The 15,893-nt window shown below is 33.5% G+C and carries 14 protein-coding genes; all 14 read right to left on the minus strand.

Annotated features, from left to right (window positions below; translation table 11 throughout):
* Positions 1-38 precede the first annotated feature (38 nt).
* A complete protein-coding gene (locus tag IEV15_RS10470; RefSeq protein WP_188362470.1) occupies positions 39-1,196 on the minus strand; it encodes a glycosyltransferase family 4 protein in 1,158 nt (385 codons plus the stop codon).
* The gene (locus IEV15_RS10475; protein WP_188362471.1) at positions 1,183-2,316 is read right to left on the minus strand and encodes a hypothetical protein; all 1,134 of its coding nucleotides are present in this window, start codon (positions 2,314-2,316) and stop codon (positions 1,183-1,185) included. The genes IEV15_RS10470 and IEV15_RS10475 overlap by 14 nt, the downstream gene beginning before the upstream one ends.
* A gap of 8 nt (positions 2,317-2,324) precedes the next feature.
* Positions 2,325-3,278, minus strand: coding sequence for a polysaccharide deacetylase family protein (locus IEV15_RS10480; RefSeq protein ID WP_188362472.1), 954 nt, complete (start codon positions 3,276-3,278; stop codon positions 2,325-2,327).
* Complete coding sequence (locus IEV15_RS10485; protein WP_229734139.1) at positions 3,275-4,213, minus strand: hypothetical protein; 939 nt, start codon at positions 4,211-4,213, stop codon at positions 3,275-3,277. The genes IEV15_RS10480 and IEV15_RS10485 overlap by 4 nt, the downstream gene beginning before the upstream one ends.
* Before the next feature lie 215 nt (positions 4,214-4,428).
* Positions 4,429-5,370 carry a GNAT family N-acetyltransferase gene (locus tag IEV15_RS10490; RefSeq protein WP_188362473.1) on the minus strand — a complete coding sequence of 314 codons (942 nt, stop codon included), beginning with the start codon at positions 5,368-5,370 and terminating at the stop codon, positions 4,429-4,431.
* The gene (locus IEV15_RS10495) at positions 5,367-6,482 is read right to left on the minus strand and encodes a glycosyltransferase (RefSeq protein WP_188362474.1); all 1,116 of its coding nucleotides are present in this window, start codon (positions 6,480-6,482) and stop codon (positions 5,367-5,369) included. Before IEV15_RS10495 ends, IEV15_RS10490 begins: the two co-directional genes overlap by 4 nt.
* Positions 6,469-7,374 carry a hypothetical protein gene (locus IEV15_RS10500; protein WP_188362475.1) on the minus strand — a complete coding sequence of 302 codons (906 nt, stop codon included), beginning with the start codon at positions 7,372-7,374 and terminating at the stop codon, positions 6,469-6,471. Before IEV15_RS10500 ends, IEV15_RS10495 begins: the two co-directional genes overlap by 14 nt.
* 1 nt (position 7,375) lies before the next feature.
* A complete protein-coding gene (locus IEV15_RS10505; RefSeq protein WP_188362476.1) occupies positions 7,376-8,818 on the minus strand; it encodes an MBOAT family O-acyltransferase in 1,443 nt (480 codons plus the stop codon).
* Between the two features lie 3 nt (positions 8,819-8,821).
* Positions 8,822-9,901: a glycosyltransferase family 4 protein gene (locus IEV15_RS10510; protein ID WP_188362477.1), complete on the minus strand. Its 1,080-nt coding sequence runs from the start codon at positions 9,899-9,901 to the stop codon at positions 8,822-8,824.
* Positions 9,898-11,049 carry a glycosyltransferase family 4 protein gene (locus IEV15_RS10515; RefSeq protein ID WP_188362478.1) on the minus strand — a complete coding sequence of 384 codons (1,152 nt, stop codon included), beginning with the start codon at positions 11,047-11,049 and terminating at the stop codon, positions 9,898-9,900. Before IEV15_RS10515 ends, IEV15_RS10510 begins: the two co-directional genes overlap by 4 nt.
* A 3-nt stretch (positions 11,050-11,052) precedes the next feature.
* Positions 11,053-12,210 (minus strand): polysaccharide pyruvyl transferase family protein, encoded by a 1,158-nt coding sequence (locus IEV15_RS10520; protein WP_188362479.1) that lies wholly within the window; start codon positions 12,208-12,210, stop codon positions 11,053-11,055.
* Positions 12,207-13,400 carry an outer membrane protein assembly factor BamB family protein gene (locus IEV15_RS10525; protein WP_188362480.1) on the minus strand — a complete coding sequence of 398 codons (1,194 nt, stop codon included), beginning with the start codon at positions 13,398-13,400 and terminating at the stop codon, positions 12,207-12,209. Before IEV15_RS10525 ends, IEV15_RS10520 begins: the two co-directional genes overlap by 4 nt.
* Positions 13,400-14,704, minus strand: coding sequence for a flippase (locus IEV15_RS10530; protein ID WP_188362481.1), 1,305 nt, complete (start codon positions 14,702-14,704; stop codon positions 13,400-13,402). Before IEV15_RS10530 ends, IEV15_RS10525 begins: the two co-directional genes overlap by 1 nt.
* A 605-nt stretch (positions 14,705-15,309) precedes the next feature.
* On the minus strand, positions 15,310-15,893 hold a 584-nt coding region (locus tag IEV15_RS10535; protein WP_188362482.1), incomplete at its 5' end, for a T9SS type A sorting domain-containing protein.

The raw sequence follows: 15,893 nt of genomic DNA on the forward strand, positions 1-15,893 counted from the left end.
TTAAATTGATTATTATTCCACTGGTTTTAGACGCTTTGCTAAAAATGAGTATTGTATTCTGCAAGTATGGCTTCCCAAACTGCTTTTTGTTCGTATCGGGAAACAATACTGCTACGAGCCTTTTGTTTTAAATTACTGAAATATTCTTTATCCAGCAGCATCTTTTCCATAGCATTTTTTATTGCTTTCTCGTTTTTTACAGGGATTATAGTACCATTAGATCCTTCTTCAACAATTTCATTACACCCATTAATATCCGACACTATAGCAGGTAAGCCCATAGCACCGGCTTGCATCACCACATTTGGAAAACCTTCCCTGTAACTTGGAAAAACCAGTATATCTGAAATAGCAAAAAAAGGTCTAACCTCCTTTTGATAGCCCATCGTTATAATGTTTGGGTGTTGCTGTATACTATCTAATGTGCTTTCCGGTAACGGATCTAACTCCTGTTCAAATGGACCAACCAAAAGTAACTTAACTTTGTGGAACTTCATATGAAGATTGACAAATGCTTCTACAAGTTCCACAATTCCTTTGTCTTTTACAAGTCTACCAACAAATATATATACAAATTCATCCGGCAGAATACCAAGCTTTACTTTTAATTTTTCCTTTTCATTTGAATCGAATTGTTCTGAATTGAAATGATGTGTATCAATTCCATTACTACTCCCGTTAAGAATTACTTTCAACTTATCTTCCGATGTATACTTAGATTTTACTATAATATCCTTTAAACCTTTTGAATTAGGATAAACAAATGAAGCACATTGATAGGTTAACCGTTCGACTACATCGAGGATTTTTCTGCGAATACCCACCGCCTCCATCAAGGGTAAACCTGCTACCGTGTGTAACCTTACTGGCACTCCTGCCAGTCGAGCTGCTACCATCCCAATAATACCCGCTTTAGGAGTATGTGAGTGTAGAATATCCGGTTTGTTTGATTTCAGAAACCAATAAAGTTTCCAAACAGCAATCAAATCTTTTAGTGGTGTAATTTTGCGAGTCATTTCAATCTCAAAATAGTTCACTTCCTCACGAAGAGCAATTTTTTTAAGATATTTATCGTCACCTGAAATAGCTGTCACATCAAAATAGGTTGTCATAAACTTTAATTGACCCTCTAAAAGCTTATCGAGTGAAATTGGTACTGTTGTAATTCTGATGAGTTTCTTTTTAGTTGCCTTCATGTTGCTTTCTAATAACATTGGTACTTTGAGGTAATAACAGTATAATCAAATATAAAAGGGAAACAGTCCAAAAAGGAGCATACATAATTTTAGTCCTCATAAATATTCCTAAATTAGCATATCGCCATATATAAATAACACCACAAATTAACATAAAAATAAAAGAAACCCACCACATAAATGATAAGCGAAGTTTTTTTAACTTATGAAAATATAGTAGAAGCATACCTAGTGCCACCACGTGTAGGCTTAGTAAAACATAGTTCTCCACTGCAGCAAAAAACTGAACGAGACTCTTGACATCTGACGCTAAGGGTCTGAAATAAAAAGAAAACATCTTATAGAAAAGGGTATATGATTCCATTGGCACATAGGATCCGGAACTTGAGAAAGAGGATAATGAAAAATCATTAAATCTTTTAATCCTTTCCCAATCTAACCTCTTTATTCTTGCTATTTGCAGCACCTGATGTACAAGAAATCCTCCAACCAATAAGGCACAAACCGTAAAGAGTGATTTTCTTTTTAAAGTAGTCTTAAAATAAAACAATCCTACAATTGCATATGCCGTAAGCAAAAATAGTGCTACATGTGGCCTGATAAATGCCAGAAACAAAAAAGCAATTCCCATTTTCAGTAAAGATCGATTGGTCGATACTGTCGCCCAAAAGATATAGGAAAGCGAAAGAAAAACTATGGGTTCTTTACCTAAAGTAGCAGTCCAGTAATGCAAACTAGGCCATAATGCAACCAAAATGATAATTGGTGTGAGGTATTTTTTGGAACTATCTTTAAAAACTATCAGCGTAAATTTTAAAAAATAATAATAACCCAAATAGCCTATACAGCCATAGACTAAAAAACCAAACCAAAAAGGCAAGCCTAATTTTATAGGATAGTAGTTCAAAAACAAAATGAAATCAGTACTAAAATCTAAAAAACTAAACCAACTCCTTTCTGAAATATCTTTGTAAACGCTCCAATACGTATGAGCATCAGAATGACCTCTTGCGTCTCTATGATAATAAGAAACTACTACAAAAGGAATATGATAGACCCCTAATAACAGCATCCAAAAACCAGTTAACCATTTGGTATCCTTGTTCTGTTTACCTTTCATTAGATTTGTTATTTTACAAAACTTAAATCGCCCATAGTACAAGACTGCATATTAAAATTTTCGCGCAAATAACGAAAGTGTTCCAATATCAATTCCAATTGTTTTAAAGATTCATTTGGACTTGTCCCAAAGTTGTGGGGATGCCACCATAAATGATACACTTCGCCATTTTTTGCCGCCCATACCATTTCATTAAAAATTCTTTTAAGCCTTACATCATTAATGAAACTAATGGCATTCAAAGGCTTCAAAAACCTACTTGATGGTTGCTCTGTATGTGATGTTCGGATAATTTTATTCCAACTATATGATGTTTTAGTAAAAGGTATAACTGTATCTAGAGTACGCATTACTTTTGCTTGCATAGTAACTGCTTTTTTGTCTTGCCAAAACCAAGAATCGGGATTAGATCTGAGATTAACTATTCCTCTGCTCACGCATGCGTTTACATAGTTTTGATTAAACTGATTTCTAGGAAAAACAATTGACTGTATTGCCACTTCGAGCTTTTTGGTCATTTTTAATGCTACATCCAAATCTGTTTCAAATTGTTCCAACGTTTGTCCCTCTTCCTGACAGTAATAGTGTGAATATGTGTGTGTTGCTAACTCTTGTCCCGGTGTTGCCAGAATACGCTTCACTAATTGGGGTGCAAAAAAGAAATGATCGTAACCTGATTTCTCATGCGTAAGACCAAAAGTATAGGCATCCAAATTCTTATTGTTGTAGGAAGGTTTATCCTCAGGAATCATTGCACGCCATTGTTCCCAGTTTTCATTCAGTAACATCCCTACCGTGGCCCATGTTACTTTACAATTATTTTTTTCAAATAATTCTAAAATTCGAGGAATAACGTACAATGTATTTTGAAAATAGGCTTTTTTGTTCGGCAAGGATATGTGGTCGAAAATGCCCCAAACCAATTCAAAATCTAATGATATTACAAACTTTCCTTCTTTCATACCGCTTTAAGTCTTTGTTCTCTACGATACACTAAATAACTAAAAATAACGAAAAAACCGAAATACATCACCATTGCTTTTTGTCTCATAATTATTCCCAGATTAGAGGTTATAAATGTCATAGCAAAGGAAACACTGAGAAAAGCAATAAAAGAAGCCTTTACCAAAAAAGGGGAACTTTTCAAATATTTTAAAAATCCCATATTACAAGCCTTAAAGAAAATTAATAAATACATCAGATTTTCAACAGAACTAAACAGACCAACTATACTTGGTGCATCAATAAAGAGCGGTCGGAACCAAAATGTAAATAATTTCAAAGGGAGTGGATAACTATTAATATCCAGGCCTGAACCCGCCTTTGAAAGTTCTGTGGCTCTTACTGTAGCAAAAGCTTCAAAATCTGAAAATACATCTTGAGAATTTTCTAAGTTGACGATTGATAAGATAGAATTACTGGCTGCTATCAAAAAACTTACTGAAGCAATAATTACAAGCGCTTTTGTAGTCTGTGAAATTCTTTCTTTTCCAAATAAAATACCGACACAAACCGATGTTAGTAGGAAAAACATGATATGGGGTCTTACCATATAAACAAAGAAACTTGCGATGAGTAAAAGATGTAATCGTTGCTTGGGCTTTTTAATTGCATACATAAACATCATAATACCCATAAATATTACCGACCCCTTCCCTAAAGAAACAGACCAAAAATGCATATTGGGTAAAAACAATAGCAAGGTGAGAAAATCAACGTTACCAAATATTTTTATGGGTGTAGTAATATTTTCCTTAAAAAATAAATAAGCATAAACAAATCCCACATAACCAAACCACGAGAAAACCAACATTAAAGATTCATAAGAGAGACCTAATTCTATGAATGGTACAGCCAAAAAGTTTATAAAATTAGTCCCTGTTTCAAACAAACCCATCCAATCATCTTTTCGAAGCGTGGCTACAAAATAGTAATGCTTTGAATCTGACGGATTAAAAGAAGCATAAAGATAATAGATAAAACAAAATAACAAATGGTATAAAAAAACTTTGAAAATCAACGACTTATCAAAAAAAGCATGCTTTTTGGCCAAGCTCGTTAGGAATAACTTATTAGCCAAAAATAAAAGTAGTATGACAAGAACTACATCCATTAAAATAATTCTAAATCGCCCATGCTATATGCCCAATTTTGTTTTAAATCTCTATATTCAGCAATCATATGTTCTCCTTTTTCTAAATTTTTGAAGGTTAAGATGGGACCAAAGTTACGATATATACTTAATTTAAATAGTTTTTTATCTGTCGTACTTATCAATAGACAACCATTTTTCGCTGCATAACCGGCAATAACTTTTTGAATTTGTCTTCTTTTTACATTTGAATCCGCACCCAAGACCTCAGCTATTCGCACCTCTTTAAAGTAGTTATGCTTTTTTATATAAAGAGCCAGATACCAGTTGTCTCCTGTAAAAACCTGATAGGTTTGCATGGGATTGTTATGATACCTCCATCGCAGGTAGGCCACGCTCTTAGGCGTAAATAACCTACCCGTTTTTTTACATTTATCATTGTGATTCTCACATAAATTTTCCAACTCACTATTGTTCATCACTTGCAATAATGGGTTTTTTAAAAAAAATGCCTGAATAACATATACAAATGAAGGCACCAATGCCAACGCTATGTTTCCTAATGGCTGCCAACCCATTTTTAAGTAACCCGGACGGCTTTTTTCATTGGGTGTATTAAAAATAAAAGAGGCACCTTCTTTCGCAACCTCTTCTAAAGCTTGCAAAGTTAGTTTGCTGAAAATGCCCCTTCCTTGAAATTGAGGATGCGTAGCGGTATCAACTGCTCGGTAAGCAAGAAATTGCTTGTTTTCTCTTTGCCATTTCCATTGCATAAAAGCACGAACCCCAATAATTACATCGTTTTCTTCAGCTACAAGAACATATGATGGACCGAATGAATTGTGCAGGTGTTTATACTGCCACACGTTCTCGCTTTTCTTCAATAAGCTTTCCCCCAAACTCTCTTTAAGTAACGTTACAATCTTAGGAATATCTTCCTGTTTACCTTGTCTGATTATCATATTGTATACTCTTTATACCATTTTTCTAATATAGTAACCATAGCTTGAATACTGAAAGTAGTAGTTACTCTTTTCCGAGCATTTTCTGAGAGAAGTTGACGTGTTTCAGGCTTATTCTTCAAATAAAGTAGGTGTTCCGACATCGTTTGCCAGTTATCGACGTCTACCATCAGACCTTCCTTTTCGGATGTAATAACTTCCTTTATCCCTCCCGCATCCGTTGTTACAATAGCACACTCCATGCTCATCGCTTCCAATAATGCAATAGGTAATCCTTCAAATGATGAGGTCATCATAAATACATTCATCGCCTCATAATAAGGTTTAACTTCTGTTTGGAGTCCCACAAAAATAACTTTGCCCTGTAATCCCAAAGCTTCCTGTTTTGCTTTAATTTGTGGTTCTAAAATACCGGCACCCACAATAATGCCGTACACATTGGAATCGCTATCAATGGTTTGTTTTAAAATTTCAAGCCACAAATCCAATCGTTTTTGAAACCGGAAAACAGCGACGGTTCCAATTAAGAAGGCAGTTTCCGGAATCTGAAGTTGTTTTCTAATGGCTGCATTCTCCGGACGTGAAGTACGTACAAAACTAGTTACATTGACGCCATTTAATAACGTTCGAACATTTATTTTCGGTGCGATATTCTTAGTGATAGAATGCGTTACATCTTCTGAAACCCCAATCCCCAATGTTTGAAAGTTAAACGTATATTTATTCACTAATTTGGTTACATAATGATACCTCTCCTGCATGTTATGTTCAGTGTACAAAACCGGAATATCGGTTAATCGATGTACCAACCGACTCACAAATCCCGCCCAAGGTAAATGGGCATGAATCAATTGAATTTGGTTTTCTTTGCAATAGCGAATTATTTTTCGATACTGAAAAAGTAAAGCGATGTTGTTCTTAGCCGCTAAGCAAGTCACTTTACCTCCCGCTGCTTCAATTGCTTGGACCATTTGGTTTTTCCAAGGTAAAAAATAAATATAGTGAAATTCAAATGCCGAAGTGTCGTGCATTTTTAAAGTTTCAGGCAAGAGCATTTCGGCTCCACCACGACCTAAGGATTTGATGATATGAAGGACTTTAATTTTTGTCATGGTTAATACTATTTTTACTTTTATTTATGCTGTCATTTAATAATTTTGAGAACTCTAATCCTCCTATATCATTTAAATGATCTGCATCACTAAAAAAAGTATCATTATCAAAATATACTTTTTGAAAATCAATAATCTTAATTTTTTTGTCTTTTAGTAGATGATCAACATTTAAACTATCAAATTTCATAAGGTTTTTATAATAGTTTTTAGATATTGGAAATTTAATGGCAATAATTTCTACCTTATTTTTATTCGCAATTGAGATAATTTTTGCAAAATGATCAAGTAGTTTTTGAGAATTTTTTTTTGATTCAAACTGAACTTCCAAACGACTAATTGATTGTTTAGTTTTTTCCGATTCCGTCAAACTGTTCCAATTTTTTAAATTTGCTGAACCTTGTTTTCTATTTGATAACATTTTGAAAATATCAATTTTTATAATTGTTGGAGAATTACTGTTAAAAACCGGAAAGTAATAGCGAATGTATTTATTTTTAAAATTTTCATATGCTGAAGCGTTGTCTGAACATACAGATTCAAAATAAATTGACTTATCAATATTATTAATATTTTCACGATAATTAGAAAAACAATGATTATCAATAGAAATTACTATCTTTTTAATATTGGTTTCTTTGATTAAAAAATTAAGTTTTCGTTCAATATCAAAATAAGAATCACTTTCGTATGAGAAATTAACTATTCCAAAGTCATCTGGATATTTTTTTAAAGCTTCTCCATGCGAATCTGCCATTAAGTAGACCGATCCGTTTTTATTAAAATCATTATAGTCATTGTGCGTGTCATTTATAAATAGAAAATAAATAATAGCATTTATTAAAATAAAAAATGCAAAGAACAACACTATTTTTTTGATAAATTTTCTCATGTTAGAATTGAAAATAAATAAAATCTAAAGTAACATCATTTTTTCCATAAAAATATATTACAAATAATATCAGTAAATAAAGTGTGTGTTTAAGCAATCTACTCTTTACTGAATCAAGAATGTGAAGTGGATGGTGATAACTTTTCCCAACCCATTCAATCAATAAGAAGAAGATAAGTAAAGCAAAAATCTTCAGGTCAAAAAACTTAGGTGATTCTACTATTGATGGTGAGAAAATCTCAGCTAAAATTGAAAAGGCATGCGTTACATTTTCTGCTCTAAAAAAGACCCATGCTAAAACAGTGAGCGAAAAGGTAACACTGATTTTGATAAAATCTTTAAAGCTTGGCAAAAATTTTCCTTCGGCTACAATGTGTAAATTATTTCTATTGTTGTTTGTAATTAATAGAGGTAAAAAGTAAATAGCATTTAATAATCCCCAAATTACAAATGTCCAATTGGCTCCATGCCAAAATCCACTGACAATAAAAATAATAAATGTATTTCTAATTTTCATCCACATTCCACCTTGACTTCCTCCCAAAGGAATATATAAATAATCTCTAAACCAAGTAGAAAGCGAAATATGCCAACGTCTCCAAAATTCTGCGATATCTCTAGAAAAATAAGGGAATGCAAAATTTCGCATTAAATCAAATCCAAATAATCGAGACGTTCCTATAGCAATATCTGAATAGCCTGAAAAGTCACCATAAATTTGAAACGTAAAAAATAAAGCTCCCAAAACCAATGTACTACCCGAATACTCTCCAGAATTATTAAAAATTTGATTGGCCAATTCGGCACAATTATCCGCTATTACAATTTTTTTAAATAAACCCCATAAAATCTGACGTAAACCATCAACGGCTCTGCTGTATTCAAATTTTCTTTTTATGTAAAACTGGGGCAATAAATTGGATGCTCTTTCTATAGGACCGGCAACTAGCTGTGGAAAAAAACTAACAAATGCTGTAAAAGCAATAAAATCATTGGTAGGCTCAAGTTTCTTATTATAAACATCAATAGTATAGCTTAAGGTTTGAAATGTATAAAAACTAATTCCCACAGGCAGTATTATATGTAGAGAACCGGAACTGATTTCTCCGCCAAAAAAAGTAAAAGCAGTTTTAAAATTATCCAGGAAAAAATTATAGTACTTGAAAAACCCTAAAAAACCGAGGTTTACAATTATACTTGTCCACAAAAAAATTTTCCGTTTAGTAACATTTTCTTCTTTAGAAAGTAAAACGCCAATTGTATAATCAACTAATGTGCTAAATAAAATTAATGATAAAAACCGCCAATCCCACCATCCATAAAACAAATAACTTGCTACTACGATTAGCAAATTTTGAAGTTTCAAGTTGTGATTCGTAAAAAACCAATACAATATAAAAACTACCGGTAAAAAAATGGCAAAATCAATGGAATTGAAAAGCATATTCTAACTTATTTTGTAATAAATTTTTTCAAATTGTTGGGCAAGGTAGCTATTATTAAATTTTTGCACAACGAGCTCGTTTGCATTTAAAATATACCGTGCTACTTTACCCTCTTTTTTCACTTGCTCTATGGCTTGCAAAAAACCTTTTTCATCCCCTTTTTCAATTAAAAAACCGGTTTTATTATTCTGAACCACTTCTGAAACACCGCCCACATTATAGGCAATTACCGGGGTTTTGGCATACATGGCTTCTAAAATTACACCAGGCAAGCCTTCAATACTGCTTGGTAAAACCACAACATCGGCTTGGTGCATGTAGTTGATCGCTTCTTTGCTAAAACCATAAAAGGAAATTTTATCTGTCAGTTTTTTTTTAGCTACAGCTTGTTCTATTTCCTCTCTCATGGGACCATCGCCAATTAAATGCAAATGGGAATCAGGAAAACGATGCAACCATTGTTCAAAAATGGAAAGTAAACCATAGTGGTTTTTTTCAAATGAAAATCCGCCTACGTGCACCATTTGAAATGCAGTTGGCGAGGCATTTTTCCAAGCTACCGGCGTAAACGATTGCAAATTTATGCCAATCGGAATCACTGTTGTTTTTGATGTTGTTTCGGGAAATAACGTATTCAAATCTTTCGCAGCCAAGTGTGAAACCGAAACAATCGCTTGGGTTTTGCTATAGAACCAACGGTTGAGCAACTTAATAATTGGATTTTTAATGTAGGCACTCACCATACTGGCATTTCGGGCGATAATCGGTATTTTCCAACCCGTAAAAAGTTGCGAAAAAACCGCAAATTTCAAGGTGTCGCCGGCATTGCACTGCACTACATCTACATTGTGTTCTTTGATTAGCTTTGCCAAAGCTTTCCAACCTTCAACATCATTCCATCGTTTGTGTTGCGGTCTGTTTAAAAGAATAAAGGTGGCGTTTATGGGCAAAGTAGATTCGCCCGGAAACAAGGCTACAACCAAAACGCTATGCCCCATTTGGACCAATTCATTGGAAAGTTGACTGGCAAACATTTCTGCTCCTCGTAATTGGGGTCTTTGGATGAGTTGGAGAATGGTCATTGGGTGTGTTTTTGAATAATAGAGGTATATAATGTGTTATATTGCTCAACTACTTTGGCAATGCTGAATTTTTCAATGGCTGCAATTCTGGCATTTTTTCCTAACGCACTAAAATGATGTGGTTGGTTGATTACTTCTTGCAAAGTAGTTACCAAATTGGAAACATCTCCTTTTTTAAAAAAAACGGCTTCTTGTGCAGAAACACACTCCTTGTTTTCAGGAATTGCGGTGCAAACAATTGTTTTTTCAGCCATCATAGCTTCAATTAATGCTCCGGGTAAACCTTCGTAATGTGTTGGAAACACAAAAACGTCTGCCAATTGCAACAAATAGGGAATATCATTTCGGTTGCCCAACAATTCTACGTGTGATTGCAAATTATTTTCTTGAATGTAGTTTTCTAAGACTGAACGATAAAATCCTTCACCAGCAATATATAGTTTAACATTTGGATGTGTTATTACAATGCTTTTCATCGCTTGCAACAAATCAAGTTGTCCTTTTCTTTCTAAAAGTCGGCTCACATTTAATAGCGTAACTTGATTTTCTATGATATTTAACTCTTTTTTGGTTGTAGACAATTGTTCTTGAGACAAGGATAGAAATTTTGACAAATCACGACCTCTAAAAATAACTTTTATCTTTTCCAAAGGTAAACTTAATGCTTTTGCATTCGATTGCTTGATGGTTTGAGAATTTGAAATAAAATGATCTACTTTTTTAGCTGTCAAGGCATCATAACGCTGAATACAATTCAGTTTAAGCTTTCCAAGCAACGATAATTGCTGATAGCGTTCTTCGATATACGAGTTGTTTACCAAACTGGAAACTAAAGGTATTTTGAAATAACGTTTTACTTTCCGGGAAACAATGTCTGCACGAAACAATGTAGCATGAATTAAATCGGGTTTTTCCTCTTGAATAATTGGTTTGAGAAGTTGCGCGATTTTGCCGAAAGCATATTTTTCAGGACGGTTAAGCGAAATAACTTTAATACCTGCCTGCTGGGCCGCTTCTGCCAATTGATTGCCCTTGTATAAAGTTACAAAAACAGTTTCAACTGCTTTGTTTTGAATGGCAATATCAAGTAGGCTTTTTTCTGCTCCACCGGTTTCAAACGTATCTAAGATGTAAAGGATTTTTTTCAATTACTATTTTATGACATTTAATAAATATGTTCTGAATTGATTTTTTAAATCTAAAATGATAGAATCAAAATCATCAATTTTATGTGATTCAATCAAATCTGTAATTAGCAACTTAAAATCAATAGAGTCATTGTAAAATTGATGATACTGCAACTTATTTATCTTTGATAATAAATCAACAATTTTTCCTCTATGTTCGGTTGGATATTTTTTTTCTGATTCAATTACTAAAAAAGGAACCTTATTTTTAATACTAAAAATAGTTGAATGGAAACGGTCGGTTACACAAAAATCAAAATACTGATAGCATGTTGCCCATTCTAATGAATTTAAAACATCCGAAAAGTTCATTTCACAAAATTTATTATATTGTCCAATTCCTACCAATTGAATATTATTTTGTTTTGCATAATGATAAATTTGTTCGGAAGCTTTTGCAAACTCGGAATTGTTGGAGCTCAAATTTAATGCAAATCTTTTTCTAGTAAAATCAACCCCAACTTTTTCTAACTTTTCTTTCACTCCACTAGCATGCCAATCTACACCAAAAGTTGGGTCTGGAACTTGATAAAGTGGTGCATCGACTTCTAAACTCTTAATTAAATTCAAAGTGTACTGATCTCTAACTGCTATTGCATGAAAATTATTGACGATATTTTTTGCTTGATTTTTAATTTCGCTGTTTTGTAGCAATTTTGGATTTGAACCATTTGCAGATGCAGCCGAAGCTATTCTTTTGGCTTTAATACCTTCTGGTAACCAATAGATATTTGGAAATTGTCTGGCATATTTTCTATCTAATAATTTCCAAACCTCATCACTTCCAACAATTACATAATCATAATTTTGTCTATTGATAAACTTTACAGCTTCTTCAACATCATCAGAAATTAATTTTTCTTCTGTTAATGGCAAAAGTTCATTCACAAATTTTTTAAAACTGTAGTATTTTTTAATTTTAGAAAATGCTCCTTTTTTTAATTTTATTAAACTTTTAAAAGCTTCTCTTTTTTCTATTTTTTCAATTGTTTTATGTCTGTAATCAATCACTTCAATAGTTGCAGTAGGATACATTTCTTTCAAAGTCTTCACATGCCCCAAAGTTTGCAACACTGCCCCATCATTAATCACGTGATGATACGTTAATATTCCAATTTTCATGAATTTACATTTTTAAATTTATAAAAGTCTCCTGCCCAAGTGGCGGTATACAAATTGCCTTGCTCATCAATAGTTGGCACCGATAAAGCTTTAGCATAATTAATTTCCCAATTGATTTCTGCTTGTGGCGACAAACAAATTAGCGATCCTTTTTTAACCGTTTTTTTGGTATTTATCAACACCGAATGATTGGCCATGATGGAAGGCGAAGTCCATAACCCTCTGTCTTTTGAAGCAATTTCTCTGGATGCAAGTTGACTACCATCTTTTTTACTTAAAAAATAAACGGTTCCGTTTAAGCCCAAAAACACAATAAAATCGGAATTACTTATTCCAACTGTTGCTCTGCAACCAAACTGAAATTCCTTTTTCCAAATTGTTTTTCCATTGAAATCTGTTTTATATAAAATTGATTTTTTATTGAAATAACTTTCGGAATGATAAATACAATTTTCTGCTGCATCAATTGACGGATTGGCCCAAGCGTTACTTCTGCCAAATGCTTTTGTTTTCCATTGCAGGTTTCCGTCTGCATCAAACCAAAACAAACCACTGTTTTGTCCGCAAACGGCAATAAAATCTTTTCCGTTAACATTTGTAACAGCAACACCGGCTAAATGAAACGACGGACTGCCTAAGTCTTTTTTCCACTGCACATTTCCTGTGTCTTTGTCTAAAAGAACTAAACCAATGCCGTAAAAAACAAAGGCAACATACTGGTTGTTAACTAAATTTGGTGAAGTCCAGGTATTTATTTTCATGAATTTTTTAAATTCATAGTCATAGTTCAAATAAGTATAAGCGTTTAGTTGTAACCGCTTGAGTTTAGATTGGCTGGCATAGGCTTTATAACCGTCATATTGCCACACTAATTCGCCTTGTAAATTCAAACAGAGCAAAGTCGACATGTTGCAACCGATGTATAATTTATCATCGATTAACATCGGACTGGAATAGACTTTTGTTTCGGTTACAAATTGCCACAAAATTTTTCCTTCCGGAGAAAGAGCATAAATAGACCCATTGTGCGAACCAAAATATAAATTACCGTGTTGGTCAAAAACCGGAGTAGATTCGGCACAACGCACCGGATCTTGTTTAAAATGTATCCTCCACTCCTCTTGCGGTAATTGCTCAAAAGTGTGTGAGTTGGGTATTCTTCCCGTTCTTTCCCTATCAAATAAAAACATTACCGTTTGATTTTTTTATTAATTTTAGTAACTACCTCCATAATGGGTTCAAAGTCACTTTTTTTGTAGCCCAGTATTTCGCTGATTGGTATTTTTGTTTCTTTGCTATAAAAGTATAAAAAGAAAAATGCAGCAGACGAATAACTGATTAAAGACGAAATGGCTGCCCCTTTTGAACCATACAAAGGAATGAAATATAAATTACAAAGAACATTTATTACCAAAGGAACTGCCATTGATTTCATGGCAATATAGGGTTTTCCTTTTCCGGCTAAGTCCATGTTCATTACTTTAAAAACGGTTAAAAGCACAACGCCGGGTAATAAAATTTGCATCACAATCACACTGGGTAAAAAAGCTTCTCCAAAAAGTAATAATATAACTTGTTTGGATAACAGCATTAAAATAACAGCCACAAAACCTACTAACAAAATAGATAAACGCAACAGTTGAGCTACCTTTTTTGAAAAGGCTAATCCGTCCTTGGAAATAGCACTTCGAGCAAAAACTAAACTACTGAATAACATCGGAATTTGCCATAAATATTGCACGATGCTGGAACCTTTTGCATAAATACCTAATTCATAGGGAGTGCTTAAATTTTCCAACAAAACCACATCAATCTTATAGTTAAGATTCACAATTAAAAGAGCAAAAGCATAAATTAAACCCAACGACAACATTTTAGAAATAACCTCTTTTTCTATTTGAAAGGTTTTAGGCATTAAATTATCTTTTCGAATAGCAAGAGCGATAAAAATAGCCAAATGACCGAACAAATAAGCCAACATGGCTCCCATGACCTCAAGATCAAAGAAATAAATTAATGAAATGGTTGCTAAAAAAGTAACAAAATTTGGAATCCAATTTATTTTATTAAATTCTTTAATTTCATTTTTACCTAAAAATATACCGGAACAATAGGTATTGTGCAAACTAAAAGGAATGCTGAGAACCGAAACCAAAATAAGGGAAAAATCAGGTACATTTTTTGATAAAAAAAGGAATAACAAAACACAAATAAGCATACTGACTAGCGATGTCAACAGCCATATTTGGGTTACTGCTTGCTTAATTCGATCTAAACTATAGATCTCTTTTCCAACAAAATAGGTAGTAGACTGTCTAATTCCCATAGAACCCAACACCATAAAAAGGGAAGGATAAACAAGCAACATGGCAATCGTTCCATTTTGATCGGGAGTTAATAATCGAGCCGTAGCAATCGAGGTTCCCACACCAAAAATAATGATGTTTAATTTGGAAAAGCCGACCCTAATTAAATCCTTTACAAAAGATGCCATTATGATTTATCATATGATTTATACCAATCCATTAAGACCCAATGTTCATTTTAAAAAAGCTCCGGTTTTATAATCAAAAATCATGTGTTAAATTTTTTATATTAGCTCATTTTTGTTTCGCATCGTATTGAATTAGATTCATTTTCTCTTGCTATAATTTTTAAATTTTGTGCTCAATTACATCTATCAAAACTTACAATTAACCGGTTTCACTTCCGATTATTAGAATCTACCTTCTGCAATACAAATTACCATCCTATTAAGATTTTAGTCATCACAATCAAACCAAGTTTAGCGGTATACATCAGAGAGCTAAAACAATAGCTACAAAAAATAAATTCTTAACTATTAAACTATTGCAAAAAATCAAAAAGACTCCTAAAATGGCTTTCTTTCATAAACTTATAGTTTTAATACTAACACTTTAAAAAATTAAATCCATAAGCAACTAAACTTCTACACGCAACAAATGTACACTATTATAAATCAAGACCAAAAAGTTGTTTCTATAATTAAAAAAGAAAAGACCCCCGATCTCTCGAAGGTCTAGTCTATATAAACTTTAAAACCTCAGCACCTCAGTTTCTCAGTCCCTTAGCACCTATTTACTGCTTCACCACCCGAATCATCTTCACTTCCTCCCCTTGCGTCACAACCACGTTGTAAACACCAGTTGGGTAGTTGGCTCCAATGTTTATGTTGTTCGCTTGATCAACTGAAATGGTGTTGTTTTCCAACAAACGCCCCATCATATCATAAACGGTTACTTGAACCGGTGTGGTTTGATTGCCTTTGATATCCAAATTAAAACTGTTGTTGAATGGGTTTGGATACGCTATTGCACTAAATTCGTTAGAAAGTTGACTTTCTGAACCTGCATAACGTGTGAAAGTATCCGGTGTTGGAGGTGGTGTTCCTCCAGGAACTGTGATCGCACAAGTCTTCCCTCCGTAGTAATAGCCATATACCTTGTACTCAACATCTATACTATAAACACCACCAGGTGTTAAGGGTGATAAATCGTTGAAATTACTCAATCGAAAAGCACGTTGGGTGCTCTCGTAAATTTGATAGTAACCGTTGTCATCCGATAAAATGTAACGGTACTCTTGGATTACACCGCTTGGACGTACATAAATAACCGTGTTCAAACTTGCAGGAGCAATCCCTTCCGGTCCACAACCCTCAA

Origin of the sequence: Flavobacterium orientale (assembly GCF_014638005.1) — a bacterium.
Classification (GTDB): Bacteria; Bacteroidota; Bacteroidia; order Flavobacteriales; family Flavobacteriaceae; genus Flavobacterium; species Flavobacterium orientale.

Bases quoted from the DNA above. Each gene is read 5' to 3' on its own strand.
- IEV15_RS10485 (WP_229734139.1), bottom strand. From the start codon at position 4,213: ATGGGTTTGTTTGAAACAGGGACTAATTTTATAAACTTTTTGGCTGTA.
- IEV15_RS10495 (WP_188362474.1), bottom strand. From the start codon at position 6,482: ATGACAAAAATTAAAGTCCTTCATATCATCAAATCCTTAGGTCGTGGT.
- IEV15_RS10505 (WP_188362476.1), bottom strand. From the start codon at position 8,818: ATGCTTTTCAATTCCATTGATTTTGCCATTTTTTTACCGGTAGTTTTT.
- IEV15_RS10475 (WP_188362471.1), bottom strand. From the start codon at position 2,316: ATGAAAGGTAAACAGAACAAGGATACCAAATGGTTAACTGGTTTTTGG.
- IEV15_RS10470 (WP_188362470.1), bottom strand. From the start codon at position 1,196: ATGAAGGCAACTAAAAAGAAACTCATCAGAATTACAACAGTACCAATT.
- IEV15_RS10510 (WP_188362477.1), bottom strand. From the start codon at position 9,901: ATGACCATTCTCCAACTCATCCAAAGACCCCAATTACGAGGAGCAGAA.
- IEV15_RS10525 (WP_188362480.1), bottom strand. From the start codon at position 13,400: ATGTTTTTATTTGATAGGGAAAGAACGGGAAGAATACCCAACTCACAC.
- IEV15_RS10480 (WP_188362472.1), bottom strand. From the start codon at position 3,278: ATGAAAGAAGGAAAGTTTGTAATATCATTAGATTTTGAATTGGTTTGG.
- IEV15_RS10520 (WP_188362479.1), bottom strand. From the start codon at position 12,210: ATGAAAATTGGAATATTAACGTATCATCACGTGATTAATGATGGGGCA.
- IEV15_RS10500 (WP_188362475.1), bottom strand. From the start codon at position 7,374: ATGAGAAAATTTATCAAAAAAATAGTGTTGTTCTTTGCATTTTTTATT.
- IEV15_RS10490 (WP_188362473.1), bottom strand. From the start codon at position 5,370: ATGATAATCAGACAAGGTAAACAGGAAGATATTCCTAAGATTGTAACG.
- IEV15_RS10530 (WP_188362481.1), bottom strand. From the start codon at position 14,704: ATGGCATCTTTTGTAAAGGATTTAATTAGGGTCGGCTTTTCCAAATTA.